Origin of the sequence: Streptomyces lincolnensis (assembly GCF_021173675.1) — a bacterium.
In the GTDB taxonomy this organism is placed as follows: Bacteria; Actinomycetota; Actinomycetes; order Streptomycetales; family Streptomycetaceae; genus Streptomyces; species Streptomyces lincolnensis_B.
In genome coordinates, this window is sequence record NZ_JAIHON010000001.1 from 159,406 (window position 1) to 178,873 (window position 19,468).

Annotated in this window: 18 protein-coding genes and 1 pseudogene; 6 read left to right on the plus strand and 13 right to left on the minus strand. The window is 73.6% G+C overall.

Translation table 11 applies throughout. From position 1 onward, the window contains the following. Positions 1-112: 112 nt before the first annotated feature. Positions 113-772 carry a GTP cyclohydrolase II gene (gene ribA / locus K4B79_RS00715; RefSeq protein WP_232024170.1) on the minus strand — a complete coding sequence of 220 codons (660 nt, stop codon included), beginning with the start codon at positions 770-772 and terminating at the stop codon, positions 113-115. A gap of 38 nt (positions 773-810) precedes the next feature. Here ribA and K4B79_RS00720 point away from each other — a divergent pair. Then, positions 811-1,560, plus strand: a pseudogene (locus K4B79_RS00720) (creatininase family protein); the annotation flags it as partial. Here K4B79_RS00720 and K4B79_RS48515 read toward each other — a convergent pair. The 5 genes from K4B79_RS48515 to K4B79_RS00745 all read right to left on the minus strand — a co-directional run bounded on the left by K4B79_RS48515 (position 1,443) and on the right by K4B79_RS00745 (position 7,273). Further along, positions 1,443-2,663: a lysylphosphatidylglycerol synthase transmembrane domain-containing protein gene (locus K4B79_RS48515; protein ID WP_374208410.1), complete on the minus strand. Its 1,221-nt coding sequence runs from the start codon at positions 2,661-2,663 to the stop codon at positions 1,443-1,445. The pseudogene K4B79_RS00720 and the gene K4B79_RS48515 sit on opposite strands and share 118 nt — an antisense overlap. Positions 2,664-3,382: 719 nt before the next feature. Then, positions 3,383-4,537, minus strand: a complete 1,155-nt coding sequence (locus K4B79_RS00730) for a class I SAM-dependent methyltransferase (RefSeq protein ID WP_232024171.1) — start codon at positions 4,535-4,537, stop codon at positions 3,383-3,385. Positions 4,538-4,548: 11 nt separating this feature from the next. Then, entirely contained in the window at positions 4,549-5,778 is a 1,230-nt protein-coding gene (locus K4B79_RS00735; protein ID WP_374208402.1) for a glycosyltransferase family 4 protein, read from the minus strand. Then, positions 5,775-6,173: a 6-pyruvoyl trahydropterin synthase family protein gene (locus K4B79_RS00740; RefSeq protein WP_067442843.1), complete on the minus strand. Its 399-nt coding sequence runs from the start codon at positions 6,171-6,173 to the stop codon at positions 5,775-5,777. Before K4B79_RS00740 ends, K4B79_RS00735 begins: the two co-directional genes overlap by 4 nt. Positions 6,174-6,289: 116 nt before the next feature. Next, a complete protein-coding gene (locus K4B79_RS00745; protein WP_232024172.1) occupies positions 6,290-7,273 on the minus strand; it encodes a zinc-dependent alcohol dehydrogenase in 984 nt (327 codons plus the stop codon). Between the two features lie 108 nt (positions 7,274-7,381). Here K4B79_RS00745 and K4B79_RS00750 point away from each other — a divergent pair, with 108 nt between their 5' ends. After that, the gene (locus K4B79_RS00750) at positions 7,382-8,155 is read left to right on the plus strand and encodes a CDP-alcohol phosphatidyltransferase family protein (protein WP_232024726.1); all 774 of its coding nucleotides are present in this window, start codon (positions 7,382-7,384) and stop codon (positions 8,153-8,155) included. Between the two features lie 26 nt (positions 8,156-8,181). Here the strand turns inward: K4B79_RS00750 and K4B79_RS00755 are convergent, their stop codons facing one another. Genes K4B79_RS00755 through K4B79_RS00775 form a run of 5 tightly spaced genes read right to left on the minus strand, consistent with a single transcriptional unit; the run spans position 8,182 to position 13,705 of the window. Beyond that, positions 8,182-8,628, minus strand: a complete 447-nt coding sequence (locus tag K4B79_RS00755) for a GNAT family N-acetyltransferase (RefSeq protein WP_232024173.1) — start codon at positions 8,626-8,628, stop codon at positions 8,182-8,184. A 12-nt stretch (positions 8,629-8,640) separates the two neighbouring features. Further along, positions 8,641-9,885 carry an MDR family MFS transporter gene (locus K4B79_RS00760; protein WP_232024174.1) on the minus strand — a complete coding sequence of 415 codons (1,245 nt, stop codon included), beginning with the start codon at positions 9,883-9,885 and terminating at the stop codon, positions 8,641-8,643. Next, entirely contained in the window at positions 9,882-11,663 is a 1,782-nt protein-coding gene (locus K4B79_RS00765; protein WP_374208403.1) for an ABC transporter permease subunit, read from the minus strand. Before K4B79_RS00765 ends, K4B79_RS00760 begins: the two co-directional genes overlap by 4 nt. 15 nt (positions 11,664-11,678) lie before the next feature. Beyond that, complete coding sequence (locus K4B79_RS00770; protein ID WP_232024176.1) at positions 11,679-13,172, minus strand: ABC transporter substrate-binding protein; 1,494 nt, start codon at positions 13,170-13,172, stop codon at positions 11,679-11,681. Then, on the minus strand, positions 13,169-13,705 hold the full coding sequence (locus K4B79_RS00775) for a GNAT family N-acetyltransferase (protein ID WP_232024177.1): 537 nt from the start codon (positions 13,703-13,705) through the stop codon (positions 13,169-13,171). Before K4B79_RS00775 ends, K4B79_RS00770 begins: the two co-directional genes overlap by 4 nt. Before the next feature lie 115 nt (positions 13,706-13,820). Between K4B79_RS00775 and K4B79_RS00780 the strand changes: the two genes are divergently transcribed. The 4 genes from K4B79_RS00780 (at position 13,821) to K4B79_RS00795 (ending at position 17,143) form a co-directional block, all read left to right on the plus strand. Beyond that, on the plus strand, positions 13,821-14,828 hold the full coding sequence (locus K4B79_RS00780; protein ID WP_232024178.1) for an ATP-binding protein: 1,008 nt from the start codon (positions 13,821-13,823) through the stop codon (positions 14,826-14,828). Positions 14,829-14,897: 69 nt separating this feature from the next. Further along, entirely contained in the window at positions 14,898-15,290 is a 393-nt protein-coding gene (locus K4B79_RS00785) for an SCO5389 family protein (protein ID WP_232024179.1), read from the plus strand. 93 nt (positions 15,291-15,383) lie between these two features. Then, positions 15,384-15,896 carry a MarR family winged helix-turn-helix transcriptional regulator gene (locus tag K4B79_RS00790; protein WP_232024180.1) on the plus strand — a complete coding sequence of 171 codons (513 nt, stop codon included), beginning with the start codon at positions 15,384-15,386 and terminating at the stop codon, positions 15,894-15,896. Further along, positions 15,893-17,143: a multidrug effflux MFS transporter gene (locus K4B79_RS00795; protein WP_308280350.1), complete on the plus strand. Its 1,251-nt coding sequence runs from the start codon at positions 15,893-15,895 to the stop codon at positions 17,141-17,143. Before K4B79_RS00790 ends, K4B79_RS00795 begins: the two co-directional genes overlap by 4 nt. 1 nt (position 17,144) lies before the next feature. Here the strand turns inward: K4B79_RS00795 and K4B79_RS00800 are convergent, their stop codons facing one another. Continuing rightward, positions 17,145-17,999, minus strand: a complete 855-nt coding sequence (locus K4B79_RS00800; RefSeq protein ID WP_232024182.1) for an alpha/beta fold hydrolase — start codon at positions 17,997-17,999, stop codon at positions 17,145-17,147. Positions 18,000-18,106: 107 nt separating this feature from the next. Then, positions 18,107-19,465 (minus strand): GH1 family beta-glucosidase, encoded by a 1,359-nt coding sequence (locus K4B79_RS00805; RefSeq protein WP_232024183.1) that lies wholly within the window; start codon positions 19,463-19,465, stop codon positions 18,107-18,109. Positions 19,466-19,468: the final 3 nt, after the last annotated feature.

Consider the following 19,468-nt stretch of genomic DNA (forward strand, 5'->3'; position numbering starts at 1 on the left):
CCTTCCCCCACGGGGGCCGCCTGTATGCCCGTCGGCGGGGAGGCTCCGGGCGCGGCGGCCGGTGCCGGTGCCGGTGTGCCGACACCGTGGCGGCCGCCGCGGGCCCAGGAGGTCAGGAGGAGCTGACCACCGCGTCCAGGTGGGGCAGGTGGTGGTCCAGCCGTTCCCGCTTGGTGCGCAGGTAGGTGATGTTGTTCTCGCACGGCGGTATCAGCAGCGGGACCGTCTCGGCGACCCGGATGCCGTGCCGCACCAGCGCCTCCCGCTTGCGCGGGTTGTTGGACATGAGCCGGACCGAGTTCACGCCCAGGTCGTGCAGGATCCCGGCGGCGACGCCGTAGTCGCGGGCGTCCACCGGCAGGCCGAGCGCGAGGTTCGCCTCGACGGTGTCCAGGCCCTCGGCCTGGAGCGCCATCGCGCGCAGCTTGGCTAGCAGCCCGATGCCGCGGCCCTCGTGACCGCGCAGGTAGACGACGACGCCGGCGCCCTCGGCGGCCACGGCGCGCAGCGCGGAGGCCAGCTGGTCGCCGCACTCGCAGTGCTGGGAGCCGAACGCGTCACCGGTCAGGCACTCGGAATGCAGACGGGTGAGCACCTCGTCCGTGCCGATCTCGCCGTAGACCAGGGCCACTTGTTCCTCGCCCCGGTCGTGATCGAGATAGCCGACCGCCTGGAATTTCCCGTACACGGTGGGCAGCGGGGCATTCACGACGCGTTCCACACCCGTGCGCTGTGGTGACTTCTTGCCGAGCACGCCAATTTTTTCTGTCATGATCTGTTTCCTAAGCAGAGACGAAAGGCCGTGAAAAGATGAGTGGTTCGGGAATACGGTCGGCGGCGTACGGTCTGGTGCCGGCGGACACTACGGAAGACGTACGGACACGAGGCGCGGGCGTCTCACCCCAGGTGGCCGTTCTTCCGGTCGGCAGCTTCGAACAGCACGGTCCGTACCTGCCGTTGGCGACCGACACACTGGTCGCCTGTGCCATCGCCCGGGAGATCGCCGGCGCGTACCCGGTGCACCTCCTTCCGCCGGTGACCATCGCCTGCTCGCACGAGCACGCGGCCTGGTCGGGAACCGTCAGCATCTCCTCCGTGACCCTTCACGCGGTGGTACGGGACATAGCGGCGTCGCTGCGCCGCTCGGGCGTCGAGGCCCTGGTGCTGGTCAACGGACACGGCGGGAACTACGTCCTGGGCAACGCCGTTCAGGAGTCCTCCGCGCGCGGTGAGCGGATGGCGCTGTTCCCGGCCCCGGAGGACTGGGAGGCGGCGCGGGAGCGGGCCGGGGTGGCGACCTCGCTGCTCACCGACATGCACGCGGGGGAAATCGAGACCTCCATCCTTCTGCACGCCCATCCCGAAATGGTCCGGCCCGGTTACGAGTCGGCCGATTTCGTCGCGGACGACCGCCGTCATCTGTTGTCCGTCGGGATGTCCGCCTATACCGATTCGGGCGTCATCGGCCGTCCTTCCCTGGGGTCCGCGGAAAAGGGGAAGGAACTGCTGGCGAGCCTCGCCGATTCCTTCGAGACGTATTTCTCGATCCTCACTTCGGCGGCGCCGGAGAGCGCCGGGGAAGCCGGGCGCGGGTAGTCGTCCGCCGCCCCGTGGCCGGGCTCCGGATCCGCTACGGCGGTCCTGGCTCCCGCCCTCGTCCCGCGCAGGCCCGTGTACCAGCGGGCGGCCAGGACGACGGCCCCCGGCAGGGCGGCGACGAAGCTGAGCACGCCGTAGACCACCGCGACCGCGAGGCCGCTGCTCGCGCCGAGGCCCGCCGCGCCGAACGCCCAGGCGGTGACGCCCTCGCGCGGGCCCCAGCCACCGACGTTGAGCGGCAGGCTCATGGCGAGCAGGGCGAGCACCGCGAGGGGCAGCAGGACGGCGACGGAGGCGGCGGAGCCGGTGACCCGGGCGGCGACGACGAACATGCCGAGGTGGCCGGAGAGGACGACGGCCGAGGACACCGCGACTCCGGTCCGGTTGCGGCGGGACAGCAGTCCCTCGCGGGCCTCGGCGAGCGTGGCGCGCAGGGCCCGTCCGCGGCGCGAGGGCGGCCGGTTCATCCGGAGGGCCACGGCGACCGCGAGCGCGCCCAGTGCGGCGAGTGCGACGAGCGGGGCGAGGTTGCGCGCGTCGTCCCGCACGGGCGACGGCAGGGTCAGCAGCACCGCCGCGCCGACGCCGGCCAGCACGAGCTGGCCCGCGGCCCGTTCCAGGACGACGGAGCGGACGCCGCGGCCGAGGTCGCCGGTGCTCTGCCCGTGCCGGACCGCGCGGTGGACGTCGCCGAGGACGCCGCCGGGCAGCGCCGCGTTGAGGAACAGCGCACGGTAGTAGTCCGCCACGGCCGGGGCGAGCGGCAGCCGGATGCCCAGGCCGCGGGCCACCAGCGCCCAGCGCCAGGCGCTGAACACGGTGGTGACCAGGCCGATCCCGAGGGCCACCAGGAGCGTCGCCCCGTCGATCCGCCGCAGTCCGTCCACGAACACGCCGGTGCCGAGGCGCCACAGCAGCACGGCGAGGATGACGGCACCCGCGACGGTGCCGAAGTGGGTGCGGACGGCACGGGAGTTGACCACGGCGAGCAGTGTGCGGAGTGCGCCGCGCCACGGGAACGCGGCGGGCGCCGTGGCGTCGGCGTCGGTCCGCTCCCCGGTCACGATCACACCGATCCGCTCCGCGGCGACGGCCGCACCGCCGGGCCGCCCACCGGCGTGGCCGTGCGCGGCGCTCCGCACGGCCAGCAGCTCCGCCCGCGCGGCGATCGCCTCGGCCCGGTCCGCGAAGGGCCCGGTCGGAGGCACGAGTTCCGCCACGGGCACCGCGAACACGACCGGCTCCGCGTGCCGCGACCCGCTCCGCCCCGACGCCGCACGGGCCGACGGCGCACCGGCCTCGGTCCCCCGCTCACCCGCCTCTACGTCCGGTCGGCCCGCCTCTACGTCCGGCTCACCCGCGGAGGCGGCCGCCGCGCCCGCGCCGACCCGCCCGCCACGCGCCCCGGCCGGCCTCGCCTGCGGCGCATCGTCCGGATGCCCCGCCCGACGCTCCGCCTCACCCGACGCGACCCGTGATTCGCCCGACCGCACGCTCAGCTCGCCTGCCTGCGCGGGCCTGGCGGTGGGCAGGGCGATCGGCCTGCCCGCGCGGTGCCGTTCGGCGCGTCGTGCGGACGCCCGGACGGTCGTTTCCCGCCACGGGGCGATCACCCCGCTCCCGTCGACGCCTGCGACACGCGGCTCGGTGCTCACGGGCCCCGGCCCGGCGCTTCTTCCGCGTGGCTCGCTCCTCCGGGCGCGGGACTTGATCGCCCCCACCCGCTGTCGTACTCCGGTACCGGCACCGGGCCGGGCCGCCCGTACCCGGACCGTCTCCACGCTCATGACGCTCCGCCTGTCGGGCGGGACAGGGCGAGGAGGTCGGTGTGGTGGACCACGACGCGCAACTCCCCCGCCGCACAGGCTTCGAGGCGCTCGCGCAGATACGGTTCCGCGCGCTCCTTCAGCTCGGGCCGCTCCTCGACGGCCGCGCCGACCCAGCCGCGCAGCCACTGGGCCGTCAGCTCGGACTCGGCGGGCCCGAGCCGCCAGGGGCTCGGGTGCAGCCGTACCGTCGCGCCGCGTTCGGAGAACGCCTCGCACGCGACGGTGACCGCGTCGGGGCCGAGCAGTCCGTCGCGGCGCTGGTGGGCGTTGAAGGCCGCGGCGATCTCCTCGTCCATCGGGTGGGACGGGGTGAGTTCGACGCGGCCGGCGACGGAGAGCGTCAGCAGGGCCGGACAGCCGGCCCCGGTGCAGGCGGCGGCGAGGGTGTCGATCTCCTCGCGGGTGAGGACGTCGAGCAGTGCGGAGGCCGTCACCAGCGAGGCGCCGGCGAGGGCGTCCGGGGTGAGCCTGCCGACGTCACCGCGCCGGGTCTCGACCGTGACGCGGCTGCCGTCGGCGGCGGAGCGCGGGGAGGCCACCGCCGCGAAGTGGAGCAGGTAGGGGTCGCGGTCGTGCAGGATCCAGTGCTGGGCGCCGTCGATCCGGGGGGCCAGCCAGCGGCCCATCGAGCCGGTGCCGCAGCCCAGGTCGTGGATGACGAGCCCGGCCTTGCCCGGCAGGTTGGCGAGCCGGATGCGCAGCGGGTCGAGCAGGTCGTGCGCCCGCGCGGCGGCGTCGGGACCCTCGCGCAGTTCCAGCCACTCGGGGGCGTAGCGCGGCGGGTCGTCGGGCCCGGCGTCCCGCAGCTTCACCGTGGGCCGCTCGCCGAGGCGAAGCACGGGCCCGGCCCCGGCGATGACGGTTTCGGCGTCCCCGGCGGCCTGGGCCAGGAACGACCCTCCGAGCTGCCCCGGTCCCGCCGCACCGGCCGCACCAGGGAGCACCCCGCCGACCTGCCCGGCCTGCCCGGGCTGCCCGGGCTCGTCGGTCTGCTCGTGCTGTCCCGAAGCCGCCCCGGCACCCCCGCCCGCCCCCGCATCCGTGAGCACCGGCTCCACCGCCTCCCTGGGCCCGGGCTGTGCCGGGATCCGTCCCGTCCGCTGAGTCATCGCCGTCTCCCTCATGCCGCCCTCCGGGGATCGCTCGACAGCCGGCCCAGTACCCCGGCCAGACTGCGGGCCGTGGCCGCCCAGCCGCCCAGGGCGGCCCGCCGCCCCCGGGCCGCGGCCTTCAGGCGCCGTCTGACGTCCGCCTCGCCGAACCAGCCGCGCAGTTCGGCGGCGAGGGCGGCGGGGTCCTCCGGCGGGACGAGAATGCCGGGCACCCCTCCGTCGGGGGCGCGGCCGACCGCCTCGGGCAGCCCGCCGACATCGGTGGCCAGCACCGGGATGCCGCGGGCGAGGGCTTCGGTCACCGCCATGCCGTACGTCTCGGCGTAGGAGGTGAGGACCATGAGGTCGGCGGCGTGGTAGCTGGCGTCGAGTTCGGCGCCGGCCTGGGGGCCCGCGAGATGCAGGCGGTCCTGGAGGCCGTACTTCTTGATCAGGACCCGCAGGCTCGCGACGTACTGCGGGTCGTGGGTGAGTCCGCCGACGCAGACGCAGCTCCACGGCAGTTCGGTCACCGTGGCCAGCGCCTCGATCAGCCGGTGCTGGCCCTTGCGCGGGGTCACCGCGGCGACGCACAGCAGCCGGGAGACGCCGTCGGTGCCGGGGGCGAGGGGGGCGATGTCGGCGCCGGGGGCGGCGACATGGACCCGGTCGGGGGCGAGCCCGTGGTGGGAGACGAGCCGGCGGACCGCCCAGTCGCTGGTGGCGACGACCGCGGGCACGGCCCGCAGGACGGCGCGTTCCCTGGCGTCCAGGTCGGCCGCCGTCGCCGGGTCCAGTCCCGTCTCGTCGCCGAGCGGGAGGTGGACGAGGACGGCGAGGTTCAGCCGCTCCGTCTCCGGTACGACGATCTCGGGGACCCCGCAGGCGACCAGGCCGTCCAGGAGGACGATCGTCCCGTCGGGCAGGTCCCGCAGTGTGCGGGCGAGTTCGGCGCGGGCCGCCGCTCCCGGGCGGGGCCATTCGCCGGGCACCGCGTGCTGGTGCACCTGCCAGCCGAAGCCGGCCAGGTCCAGGCTCACGCGCCGGTCGTAGGCGTTGCCGCCGCTCGGCACGGTCGGGTCGTCGACGCCGCCCGGCATGACGAAGTGCACGGAGCGCAGGGACATCGGGATGATCTCGGCGTTCTTGAGGGCGGAGTGCTGGACCGGCAGGTAGTCGAGCCGCGACTCGACACCGCCCGGTACGCCCGGCATCGCCTTCTCGACCTGTTCGATCTTCTCCAGGGTCACGTCGGTCACAGCGCACGCTCGTAACTCGCCCAGGCGACGTGCGATTCGTGCAGGGTGACCGTGAGGCCCGCGAGGCCCTTGGCGCCCTCGCCGAGGGCGCCCTTCTCGATCCGCTGGGCGAGCCGGTCCGCGATGACCTTGGCCAGGAACTCCGTGGAGGTGTTGACTCCGGCGAAGTCGGGCTCGTTGTCGAGGTTGCGGTAGTTCAGCTCGCTGACGACGGCACCGAGTTCCTGGGTGGCCAGGCCGATGTCTACGACGATGTTGTCGTCGTCCAGCTGTTCGCGCCGGAAGGTGGCGTCCACCAGGAACGTCGCTCCGTGCAGACGCTGCGCGGGGCCGAAGACCTCGCCGCGGAAGCTGTGGGCGATCATGATGTGATCGCGGACGGTGATGCTGAACAACGGACGACCCTCCAGGTGCGGCGCGTCTGGTCCCCCTGCTGATCCCTTCCGGGGGATGCCGTGTAGTACGGCTCTTCGCTTCCCCGTGTTCAGCGGCCTCTCACTCTTTTCTCAGGTCAGGCGCTCTTGTCGTACCTCACGAGGTGACACAGGGCCGGAATCTCCCCAGAGGTCAGTTTCGGCATCACCTCCGGCAGTTCCTCGAACGCGCTTTCCCCTGTGATGAGCGCGTCGAGTGACGGATCGGCGAGGAGGTCGAGCGCGAGAGCCAGGCGGTCGGCGTAGGAGCGGGTGGAGCGGCGGGCCGGGGAGACGGTGCCGACCTGGCTGCTGCGGATGACGAGCCGTCGGGAGTGGAAGGCCTCGCCGAGCGGGAGGCTCACCTTCCGGTCGCCGTACCAGCTCAGTTCGAGGACCGTGCCCTCGGCCCTGAGGAGTTCCAGGGAGCGGGCGAGTCCCTGTTCGGTGGCGCTGGCGTGGACGACGAGGTCGCAGTCGCCGCGGGCGTCGGCGGGGGAGGCGAAGTCGACGCCGAGGGCCTCGGCGGTCTTCGCGCGGGCGGGGTCGGCGTCGACCAACTGGACGCGGACGCCGGGGAAGCGGGCCAGCAGCGCGGCGACCGAGCTGCCGACCATGCCGCCGCCGACCACCGCGATCCGGTCGCCCACCAGGGGCGCGGCGTCCCACAGGGCGTTCACGGCGGTCTCGACGGTGCCGGCGAGGATCGCCCGTTCGGCGGGCACGGTCGGCGGTACGACCGTCACCGCGCTCGCGGGGACGACGTAGCGCGTCTGATGCGGGTAGAGGCAGAAGACCGTACGGCCGACGAGCGCCTCGGGCCCCTCCTCCACCTCACCGACGCTGAGGTAGCCGTACTTCACCGGGCCCGGGAAGTCACCGTCCTGGAAGGGGGCCCGCATGGCCGCGTACTGGTTTTCGGGGACGCCGCCGCGGAACACGAGTGTCTCCGTGCCCCGGCTGACCCCCGAGCAGAGCGAACGGACGACGACCTCGTCCTCGGCGGGGTCGGGAAGGGCCACGTGGCGTATCTCGCCGTGGCCCGGAGAGCTGAGCCAGAACGCACGTCCGGTGCGCTTCATCGGCATCCTCCTGAACGATCGGGAAGCTGTTCACGTACCGAGGTGTGCACAGGCCGCGCACAGTACGCGGCCTTGATCGACTCTGTCACCTGGCCGGAGGAATGTGCGGTGGCCCTGAACAACACTTACGAGGCAAGGCTGGTCCAGCAGGAGACCGCGGTGGGAGCGGGCCTGCAGATCCTGTTGCTGGCCCTGCTCGGAACGGCGATCGGCCTGGGGCCGGCGGGCTGGCTGACCGGCCTCGCCTTCGCCATCGCCACCTGGGCGGTGCTCTCGCGGGCCCTGCACCGGACGCGGCCGCGCTCCTTCGGGCCCGCCAACCGGGTGACGCTCGGCCGGGCGACGCTGGTCGGCGCGGTGACCGCGCTGGTCGCCGACTCCTTCGAGAGCTCGCCGCCGGTGACCGTGTTCGTCGGTCTGACGGCGGTGGCGCTGATCCTGGACGGCGTGGACGGCAAGGTCGCCCGCGCCACGGGCACCTCGACCCCGCTGGGCGCGCGTTTCGACATGGAGGTCGACGCGTTCCTGATCCTGGTGCTCAGTGTGTACATGTCGATGTCGCTGGGCCCGTGGGTGCTGCTGATCGGCGCCATGCGCTACGGCTTCGTCGCCGCGGCCCGGGCCTGGACGTGGCTGAACGCCCCGCTGCCACCGAGCACGGCCCGCAAGACGGTCGCCGCGCTCCAGGGTGTCCTGCTGCTGCTGGCCGCGTCGGGTCTGCTGCCGTACGCGGGGACCTTCGCCGTCGTCGCGGTCGCCCTGGCCGCGCTGGTCTGGTCGTTCGGCCGGGACATCCTGTGGCTGTACCGCACGCACCGGGCCGAGCGGGCCGTCGTGACGGAGATGCTGGAGCTGGTGGCGGAGCCGGTCCCGGCGTCCTGAAGGAACGTCACCCCTTCAAAGGAACGTCACCCCCTCAACGGCACCCGGTACACGCTCGACCCGCGCCGCCGGAAGCCCAGCCGCTCGTACACCCGATTGGCCGCCGCCCGGTCCGGGCGGGAGGTGAGATCGACGGTACGGGCCCCGGCCTCCCGGGCCAGCCGCAGAGCCTCATGGGTGAGCAGCCCGGCGACTCCGCGACCACGGGCCTCATGATCGACGACCACGTCCTCGATACGGGCCCGCAGCCCGGACGGCACGGGGAACATCACGAGGGTCAGGGTGCCGACGATCCGGCCGCCCGCTCGGGCGACGAGCACGGTGTTCGCGTCGCACGACAGGATCCGCCCGACCGCGGCGAGGTCGAGAGGTGCGGCGGTCCGCGACAGCTGCGGCAGCATCCGGGCGAGGGCGTCGACCAGTTCCTGGTCCGCCGACCCGGCGATCTCCACACGGACGTCCTGGGTCTCCATGGCCGGACCCTACTATCGGGGGCCGCCACCCGTGACTGCGGGCCGCGGCAGCAGCGCGACGGCCGCCGCCGGCACCGCGGCCAGCACCAGCCAGGGCACCGCGACCGGCAAACCGCTGTCCAGCAGGGTGCCACTGGCCGAACTGCCCACCAGGACGATCAGTCCGGACACCGAGGACAGCGCCCCCATGTACAGGCCGAGGCGGCCCTCCTCGGCGAGGTCGGGCACCCAGGCGCGGGCGACCGGGGCCACCAGCATCTGGCCGAGGGTCAGCAGGACGACGAGGCCGGCCGCGGGCAGCAGTCCCGCCGTACCGGTCCAGCCGGCGGGCCGGGCCGCGGCCACCACCGCGAACCCGGCGGCGATGATCAGCAGTCCGGTCACCATCGACCGGCGCAGGTCGAGCCGGTCCCCCACCCAGCGGGTGACGGGCAGCTGGGCGGTCACCACCAGCAGCGACGACAGCGCGAACAGCCAGGCCAGCGGCGCCTGCGAGCCCGCCGCGCGCTCCACCTCGGCGGGCAGGGCCAGATAGAGCTGGTTGTAGGCGAGCAGGTAGGAGCCGTAGGCGCAGCACAGCGCCAGGAAGCGCCGGTTGCGCAGCAGCGGCCCGATCCCGCCGCGCACCTCGACGCGTTCCCGGCCGGGTATGTGCTGCGGCAGCAGCCAGGCGTGCCCGGCGAGGACGAGGACGAAGATCCCCGCGCCGGCCAGGCACACCGTGCGGAAGTCCACCGACAGCAGCAGCGCGCCGAGCAGCGGTCCGACGAAGGCGCCGGCCTGTCCGGCGACGGTGAACAGCGCGAGCACGCGGGTGCGGGAGCCGCCCTGTTCCTCGTGGACGACCGCCTGCCGGGCCACCTCGGACTCCACGGCGGGCGAGAACAGCGCGGCCGCGAACCCGATCAGCAGGACCGCGCAGATCACCGACCAGGTCTGCGCGGCGTACCCGAGCCAGGCGAATCCGGCGATCCGCAGCACGCATCCGGCGAGCACGACCGGCCGGATGCCGTACCGGTCGGCGAGCGCCCCGCCGACCACGAACAGCCCCTGCTGGCTGAAGGTCCGCAGCCCGAGCACGAACCCGACCAGCCAGCCCGCCATCCCCACGGCCTGTCCGAGGTGTTCGGACAGGAACGGCAGCACGGCGAAGAAACCGACGTTGAAGGCGAGTTGAGTGAGGATCAGCAGCCGCAGCAGCGGCGAGAGCCGGTCACGCCCGGCCGCCTTGCGCGTGCCGGTCGTCAGGACGGTCATGGGGTTCCCACCAATTCCGGTGTTCGGGACGGCAGTTCGACCGCGGTCGCGGGGGTACGACGTCGGGGGCGCCGCCCGCGCCACCGCACCCCGCCCGCCGCGCTCACCGCGAACGCCCCGAGCAGGGCAAGGACGGCGGCGGGGGCGAGGACGGCCCAGGGGGCGCGTTCGGCATAGGGCTGGTTCTCGGCGAGGAGGAGGCCCCACTCCGGGGAGGGCGGCTGGGCGCCGAGGCCGAGGAAGGCGAGGGAGGCCAGCGCGAGCGCGATGCCGGGCAGGCGCAGCAGGGCGTGGCGGGTGACGGGCGGCAGCACGGCGGGCAGGAGTTCGTGCCGCAGCAGGTAGGCACGGCTCGCGCCGAGTCCGCGGGTGGCGGTGAGGTGGAGGGCGGCGCGTTCCTGGCGCAGCAGCGCGGCGGTGTGCGCCGCGAGGGGCGCCCAGGCGACGGCTCCCACGGCGAGCGCGGGGGTGGCGGTTCCGCTGCCCGCGACGGCGGTGACCAGGAGGGCGAGGAGGACGGGCGGTACGGCGTTCACGGTATCCACGAGCGGGCCGGAGACCCGGGGCAGCAGGCCGAGCAGGACGCCGGTGAGCAGGGCGGCGGCGCTGATCGCGGCGGCGAGCAGCAGGGTGTCGAGGGCGCCGTGGGAGACCCGGGCGAGGACGTCCCGGCCGAGCGCGTCGGTGCCGAACGGGTGGGTTCCGGAGGGAGCTTGGAGGCGTGCGGTGGTGTCCAGGGCGAGCGGGTCGCGGGGCAGGCCGAGCGCGACGACGGCGAGGAGCAGTCCGCCGTACACCAGGGGCAGGGTCCGGCGGGCCGGGGGTGCCGGGCGGTGCAGGGAGGACAGCGCTCCGTCGCGCAGGGCGGGGCCGGTGAGGCGGTGGGTGGCGAGGGCGGCGAGTCCGGCGGCCGTGGCGGCGAGCAGCAGGAGGGTGAGGGTGCCGGCCTGGAGGACGGGCAGGTCCTGGGCGAGTGCGGCCTGGAGGGTGGTGCGGCCGAGGCCGGGGATGTCGAAGATCTGCTCGACCGCGACGGCGCCGCCGGTCAGGCCTACGACGAACAGGCCCAGGTTGGGCAGCAGTCCGGGCAGGCAGCGGCGGACCGACTGGCGGGCGATGCGCCGGCCGGGCACTCCTCGGGCGTCGGCGGCCAGGGCCCACGGCTCGGTGAAGGCGCCGGGCAGCAGGTCGTCGAGGAGCCGGCCGAGCACGGCCCCGGCGGGCAGGCCGAGGGCGAGCGCGGGCAGGACCGTCCACTCGGGCCCGTACCAGCCGAGGGCGGGCAGCCAGCCCAGGTGTACGCCGACGACGGTGGCGAGGACGGACGCGGTGAGGAACTCGGGCAGAGCGGCCAGGACCGCCGAGCCGCCGCCTCCCGCACGCCGCCCGTGCAGGCCGCGGCGCGCGCCGAGCCACAGGGTTCGGGCGCACACCAGGGTGGCGGTGACCGCGGCCGCGACGAGGGCCACCGCCATCAGCAGCAGGGACACGCCGAGGGCCTGGAGCACCGCGGGGGTGACCTCGGTGCCGTTGAGCCAGGACCGCCCGGCGTCCCCGTGCCCCAGCCCGCCCAGCCACTGTCCGAGCAGGTGGAACGGGCCCTGGTCCAGGCCGAGTCGGGCGCGGATGTCCGCCAGCACCTCGGGCGTGGGGTCGCGGTCGGCCGAGCGGGCCTTCAGGACGGTCAGGGCGGGGTCGGTGCGGGTCAGCCAGGGCAGCAGGCCGATGCCGCACACGAGGGCGACCGCCAGCACGGCACGCCACAGGAGTGCGGTCACTTGCCGTCGCACGGGTCAGCGCCGCGTTCCGGTGCCGAGGAGGGTGCGCTCGTAGGGGTCGAGGAGCACACCGCTGACCGAGCCGCCGACGCCGGTGATGATCCGCTGGTGGACCAGCGGGACGACGGCGTCGGTGCCGAGGATCGCGGCCTCGGCGGTCATGGCCGCGTCCTGCCGCTTCGCGGTGTCGGCGATGCCCTCGGCCTTCGCCACGGCCCCATCGACGTCCTTGTCGCACAGCTGGGCGATGTTGAAGCCGCCGTCGCAGGTGTAGTCGCCGGCCAGGACGGCCACGGGGTCGCCGGTGTCGACGAGGGTGTTGCGGGCGAGGACGAACGCGTCGAACTTCCCCTCCAGCGCGTCGCTCTCCAGCCGCGAGTACTCGCGCACCTCCAGCGCGACCTTGAACCCGGCCTTCTCCAGCTGCTGCTTGAGCACCTGGGCGACTTCGGGGAGTTCGGGCCGGTTGTCGTAGGTGGCGAGGGTGATGCGCGCCCCGTTCGGGGCGCCGGCCTTCGCGCGTCCGGCCGGCTGCTGCCGCTTGCCCTCGGCCCAGGTGAGGGCGGGTCCGTAGATGCCGGCGCCGGGGTCGGCGTGCCCCTCGTACACGCCCTGGGCGAGCGCTGAGGTGTCGACGGCCGCGCGGGCGGCGGCCCGGAGCCCCGGGTCCTTGAAGGGGCCCGACCGCGCGTTGAGGAGCAGGCTCGTGGTGCGGGTGGTGGCCGTCTCCTTGCGGGTGTTCTTGTCGAGGGTGGCGGCCTGGGCGACCGGGACCGCCTCGGCGACGTCGACCTCGCCGGTGCGCAGGGCGCTCGCGCGGGCGGTGCCGTCGGCGATGAAGCGGACGTCGACGCCGGATGCCTGGGCGCGGCCGTCCCAGTAGTCGTCGAAGCGGGCGAGGGTGGCGGACGTGGAGCCGTTGACCTTCGTCAGCTCGAAGGGGCCGGTGGCGGTGCCGACCGGGTCGGCGGCACCCTTCGCGTCGTAGGCCTTCGGGGACAGGACGCCGAGGCTGGGGCTGGACAGCCGCAGGGGCAGCACCGGGTCGGGGGCGCCGGTGGTGATCCGTACGGCGGTGCCGGCGGCCTGGGCGGTGAGGGTGACACCGGCCAGGGCGGCGGGTGCCGGCTTGGCCTCGGTGGCGTGGGTGAGGGCGGCGGCGACGGCCTTCGGGGTGACCTCGGAGCCGTCCTGGAAGGTGGCCTCGCGCAGGGTGAACAGCCAGGTGCGGTCGTTCTCGCGGCGCCAGGACGCGGCGAGCGCGGGGGCGGCGGCGCCGTTGGCGTCCAGGGCGGTCAGGCCCTCGGTCACGCCGAGGCGGCTGAGGATGGTGGCGTCGGCCCCGTACGGCGAGAGGTTCTCGGCGGGCGGGAAGGCGAGGGCGACCCGGAGGCGCGTGCCGTCCTTCGCGTCGCCCGCGGAGTCGCCGCCGCCCGAGGCGAAGCAGGCGGTCAGGAGCGGGGCGAGCAGCAGGGAGCCCAGGATGTGTCGGCGTCGCACGGTGGTCATCGCCCCATCGGTATCTCGAAGTGGACGACGTGGTTCCCGCCGTCCGGGTCCTCGCGCTCGTCGTGCACGACCTTGCCGAGCGAGCGCCAGAAGGGTTCGGCGCCCGGGACGGCCGGGTCGGTGTGGAGGTAGACGGAGCGGTAGCCGCCGTCGGCGGCGGCGAAGGCGAGCAGCTCCTCCACCAGTCGGCGGGCGAGGCCGCGCCTGCGGTGCTCGGGGCGGACGTACACCCGGCGCAGCTGGGCGGTCTCGCCGGAGGGGAAGCGCTCGGCGAGGTGGCGCGGGTTCGGCGGGTGGGCCGGGCCCCGGGAGTCGAGCGCGGCGGTGGCCACGACGGCTCCGTCGGCCGGGTCGACGGCGACGAGCAGGGTGTGACGGGCGGGGGCGAGATAGGCGGCGGCCGGATCGATGATGTCCGCGTGCCATCGGGGCACGTAGCCGGTTCCGAAGTCGCGGTAGACGGTGTCGAGCATCACGGCTCGCGCACTTTCGAGGTCGTCCGGGCTCGCCGCCCTGATGCTGTAGTCACGCACTTGCACATCATATGCATTAAGCGCAAGAGGTTGATCAGGGGGCGATTTGACAGTGATCGACAACACGCCTAAAACCTAACGACATGACATCCATTTTCAAAAAGATGGAGCGGTAGTGCGCATCGCGTTCGTCGGCAAGGGTGGCAGCGGCAAGACCACTTTGTCGGCGCTCTTCTCCCGGCATCTGGCGCGCTCGGGCGCGCCGGTTCTCGCCGTCGACGGGGACATCAACCAACACCTGGCCGAGGCGCTGGGCCACGACGGGGACGACCTGGGCGCGCCTCCCCTCGGTGCCCATCTCTCCGAGATCAAGGAGTACCTGCGCGGCACCAACCCGCGGATCGCCTCCACCGAGGCGATGATCAAGACCACTCCTCCGGGCCGCGGTTCGCGCCTTCTGCGGCTGCTCGGGGACGACGAGCTGCACACGCGGCACGTCCGGCGCGCGGGTGACGTGCCGCTGATGGTCACGGGCGAGTTCGACGAGAGCGACCTCGGAGTGGCCTGCTACCACTCCAAGCTCGGCGGGGTGGAGCTCTACCTCAACCACCTGGTCGACGGCCCCGGCGAGTACGTCGTCGTCGACATGACGGCGGGCGCCGACGCCTTCGCCTCGGGCCTGTTCTCCCGCTTCGACCTGACCTTCCTGGTCGCGGAACCGACCCGCAAGGGCGTCTCGGTCTACCGCCAGTACCGGGACCACGCCCAGGAGTTCGGCATCCGGATCGCCGTCGTCGGCAACAAGGTGACCGGCGAGGACGACCTGCTCTTCCTCAAGGAGCAGGTGGGCGACGACCTGCTGACCCACCTGGTCCACTCCTCCTGGGTGCGGGCCGCGGAACAGGGGCGCGGCGAGGACGACCTCGACACCCTGGAGCCGCACAACCGGCACGCCCTGAGCCTCCTGCGCGAGGCCGTCGACTCCCGCCCCCGCGACTGGGACACCCTCCACCGCCACTCCGTCGAGTTCCACCTGCGCAACGCCCGCTCCTGGGCGAACGCGTCGACCGGCCTGGACCTGACCACCCAGGTGGACCCGGGCTTCGTCCCGGGCCCGGCGGCACTCGCCCGACGACCCCCTGACTCGTCTGAACGCCCTCTGACTCGTCTGACCGCCCCCTGATCACAAGAGCCCCTCTCACCACAAGAGAACTCCCCCCACCCGCACCACAAGAGAACAGGACCCCCTCACATGTCTCTCGACGTCTCCCCCGAACTCCTCGCCGAGGCCGAGCAGGGCGACATCCGCGAAGAGGACTTCGTGGCCACCGTCCGCACCTCCCTCCCCTACGCCTACGACCTCGTCGCCTCCCTCGCCACCGAACTCAAGGCCGGCATCGCCGAGTTCACCGACAACCAGACCCCTCCCCCCTCCGAGAAGGAGCGCGGCCAGCTCCTGCGCGCCCTCGCCAGCGACGCCATCCGCGGCAGCCTGGAGCGCCACTTCGGCATCGCCCTCGCCTTCCAGAACTGCCACCGCGTCGCGGCCTTCCGCCCGGACTCCGTCGACGGCGAGAGCTACGCGAAGTTCACGTCGGTGCGGTCGCAGGTGCTGAACCAGTCGCCGGAGTTCCGGGACTGCTAGTCATACGCCGCCTCGGTTGACAAGCAAACGCTTCTCGAATCCAACGGAACAGGCCATTGATCCGGGTACTTACCAAGCACTAGCTTCGTAAGTATGGCTGATGTTCCGGAAGAGGCGTCGGAGGACCTGATCCTGGCGGAGGCGTTGCGTTGGGGGGTCTCCCGACTGGCTTCCCGGTTGCGCGCCGAGCAACCGGGGGCCGGCCGGCCCCTGACACGACTGGCCGCGTCCGTGCTGGCCAACCTGCGGCACAGCGGGGCGCTGACCCCCTCGGAGCTCGCCGCCGTCGAGGGGCTGCAGACCCAGTCGCTGACCCGGGTGCTCAACGAACTGGAGGGCCAGGGGCGTATCCACCGCTCGCGCAGTGAGGTGGACGCCCGGCGCCAGAACATCGAGATCACCGACGCGGGCCGGGAGGCGCTGCGGGAGCACGTACGGGACGGCAACGCCTGGCTGGCGACGGCACTGCGCGAAACCCTGTCGCCGGCCGAGCGCGGGGTGCTGCGGATCGCCGCCGGGCTGCTGGAGCAGGTGGCGGAGGCCGAGGTCGCCGTCGAGGACCGCCGTGGGTCCGCGCGGGGCGAAGGGGCGGCACCGGCGCTGTGACCGCTCGCCGAACCGGCAGGGCGGCAGCGGGACTTCGGTACCCGTCCCCCGAACCGCCGGCACGACCAGCTCTGTTGACGGTCCTGGCCGGGCTGAGCGGCGTGAGTCCCCTGGCCACGGACATGTACGTCCCCGCCCTCCCCGACCTGGCCCGCTCCCTCGCCACCGACGCCTCCGGCGCGCAGCTGTCGCTGACCGGCTTCCTGGCGGGCATCATCCTCGGGCAACTCCTCCTGGGCCCGCTCAGCGACGCGGTCGGCCGTCGGCCCGTCCTGGTCGGCGGATCCGTGCTGTTCGCCGTCTTCTCCGTCATATGCGCCCTTGCGCCCACCGTGGACGTGCTCAACGCCGCACGCGTGGGGCAGGGCATCGCGGGCGCGGCCGGGATCGTCGTCTCGCGTGCCGTCGTGGCCGATCTCTTCGACGACCGCGACCTCCCCTCGGTCTACTCCCGTCTGGGGGCGATCACCGCGGCGGCCCCGGTGCTGGCACCGTTGGCCGGAGGCGCCTTGCTGCTGGTGGTGTCCTGGCGCTGGCTGTTCGCCGTCCTGGCCCTGATGGGCGTACTCCTGGCCCTCGGGGTGTGGCGGTGGATCCCCGAGTCCCACCCGCCCCACGCCCGGCTCGCGGGAGGGGCGGTGGCGAGTCTGCGTTCCCTCGGCAGCGTGGCCGCGCAGCGCGCCGTCCTCACCCCGGTGCTGGCCGTCGCCTTCGGCGGAGCCGCCGTCTTCGCCTACATCGCCGGAACCACCTTCGTCTTCCAGGACATCCACCACCTCTCCCCGGCCCTCTCCAGCCTCGTCTACGGCGTCAACGCCCTCGGCAACATGGCGGGAAGCCTGGCCTACGGCCGCCTGGCCGCGCGTCGGTCCCCGGAGACCCTCCTCGTGCTCAGCGGCGCGGGGGCCACGGCGGGGGCGGCGGCGCTGTTGGTCGTGCAGGCGAGCGTCGGCAGCACCCTGGCGTTCACATGGCTGTGCCTGTGGGTCACCATCAGCGCGTTCGGTGTGTTCTTCCCGGCCGTGATCACGGTCGCCCAGAGTCGCGGACGTGCCGCCCCCGGGGCCACCTCCGCGCTGCTGGGCGGCGGGCAGTTCCTCCTCGGCGCGGCCGTCTCCCCGGTGGTCGGGCTGTTCGGCACACGGAGCCCGGCTCCCATGGCGGCCGTGATGACCGCCTGCCTCGCCGCGGGCACCCTGGCGGCGATCGCCACCAGGCGCATCCGCGTGGACCCGGAACGTCCCTAGGTCATCCCCGGACCGTGTCGGCGAGGGCCGACGCCACCGCCCCCACGAACCGCTCCCCGTCGTCCAGCCACGGAAAATGCGCCGCGCCCGGCTGGACGACCAGTCGGGCGTTCGGGAACAGGCCCGTGTACTCCGACATCACGCGCGGAGGCCCCGCCACGTCGGCTTCGCCCGCCAGCACCAGGACCGGTGCCGTGAACGCGGTCAGGGCCGCTCTCGTGGTCGGTGGGTGGAAGGCGCCGGCGGAGGCGTAGACGCCGGCGGCCTCGTTGTTGCGTTGTTCGTCCTCGGCGGCGCGGAAGGCCTGGGACTCCTCGTCCCAGCGGGCGTACCAGAAGGGGGCGACGGACTGCCAGGAGTCCGGGGTGGCCCGGCCCTCGGTGACGGCTTCCAGGGCCGTGTAGGCGGGAGGGAACCAGGGCTCGTGCCGTCGCAGGCGGGCGGTTCGGAGGCGGTCGTCGGCGGTGATGTCGAGGCCGACGGCGTAGACGCTGGGGGTGATCAGGGCGAGCCGGGCGACGCGGTCGGGGTGGCGGGCCGTGTAGAGGGCGGCGAGGTTGGCGCCCGCGCAGTGGGCGAGGAGGTCGAGGTGGTCCAGGCCGAGTTCCTCGCGCAGGGCCTCGACGTCGTCGACCTGGCGGTCGCAGCGGTACGACGCGGGGTCCGCGGGCCGGTGCGAGCGGCCCGTGCCCCTCAGGTCCAGCCGGATCAGGGTGCGGTGGGCGGTCAGGCCGCCGAGGTCGCCCAGGTACGCCGAGTCCTGCATCGGGCCCCCGGGCAGGCAGACCAGCGGCGGCCCTTCACCGGCCAGGTGGTAGGTGAGGAGCGTGCCGTCGGGAGCTGGGAAAGTGGGCATCGCCGTGAGGTTTTCAGAGGGGCGGCGGCACGGCAAACGCTTTTGGCCGGACCGCCGCCCCTCTCTCCCTCGGGTCTCCCCGCGCCTCCCCCGGATCTCCCCCGGCCTCAGGCCGCCCTCCGCGCCCGTCCCCCGTGTGCGCGGATGATCTCCGCGTACCGGTGGCCCGAGCCCTTGATCGTGCGTCGCTGGGTCGCGTAGTCGACGTGGACGAGGCCGAAGCGCTTGTCGTAGCCGTAGGCCCATTCGAAGTTGTCGAGGAGTGACCAGGCGAAGTAGCCGGCCAGGGGGGCGCCCCGGCGGGCGGCGGAGGCGCAGGCGGCGAGGTGGCGGAGGAGGTAGTCCTGGCGTTCGGGGTCGTCGACGGTGCCGTCGGGGCGTACGACGTCGGGGTGGGCGGAGCCGTTCTCGGTGACGTAGAGCCGGCGGGCGCCGTAGTCGTCGGTGAGGCGCATCAGCAGGTCCTCGATGCCGGTCGGGTCGATCTCCCAGTCCATGCCGGTGCGGGGGACGCCGATACGGCGGACCGTGCGGACGCGGGGTACCGGTCCGGTGGGGTCGTGGGCGACGGTCTGCGGGAAGTAGTAGTTCAGGCCCAGCCAGTCCAGTGGCGCGGCGATCGTCTCCAAGTCGCCCGGCCGCTCGGGGAGTTCGACGCCGTAGACCTCGCGCATGTCCTCGGGGAAGCCGCGGCCGTGGACGGGGTCCAGCCACCAGCGGTTGGTGTGACCGTCCATACGGTGGGCGGCGGCGATGTCCTCGGGGCGGTCGGTGGCGGGGTGGATCGTGGAGAGGTTGTTGACGATGCCGACCTGGGCGTCCGGGGCGGCGGCGCGGATCGCGCGCGCGGCGAGGCCGTGGCCGAGGAGCAGGTGGTAGGAGGCGCGGACGGCGGCGGTCAGGTCCCTCAGGCCGGGGGCCATCGTGCCTTCGAGGTGGCCGATCCAGGCCGAGCACAGGGGCTCGTTGAGGGTGGCCCAGTGGGTGACGCGGTCGCCGAGACGCTCGGCCACGACGGAGGCGTACGACGCGAAGTGCTCGGCGGTCGCCCGCTCGGGCCAGCCGCCGCGGTCCTGGAGCACCTGCGGGAGGTCCCAGTGGTAGAGGGTGACGGACGGGGTGATGCCCGCCTGGAGCAGACCGTCGACCAACTCGTCGTAGAAGGCCAGGCCCTTGGGGTTCGCCGGTCCGTCGCCGCCGGGCACGACCCTGGGCCAGGCGATCGACAACCGGTAGGCGCCCACGCCGAGTTGGCGCATCAGGGCGATGTCCTCGCGCCAGCGGTGGTAGTGGTCGCACGCCACGTCGCCGTGGTCGTTGCCCGCGATCTTCCCGGGGGTGTGGGCGAAGGTGTCCCAGATCGACGGCGAACGGCCGTCCTCCGCCACGGCCCCCTCGATCTGGTACGCCGATGTGGCCGTGCCCCACAGGAAGTCGTGCGGGAGTGCGGCGAGGTCGATGGTCACGTA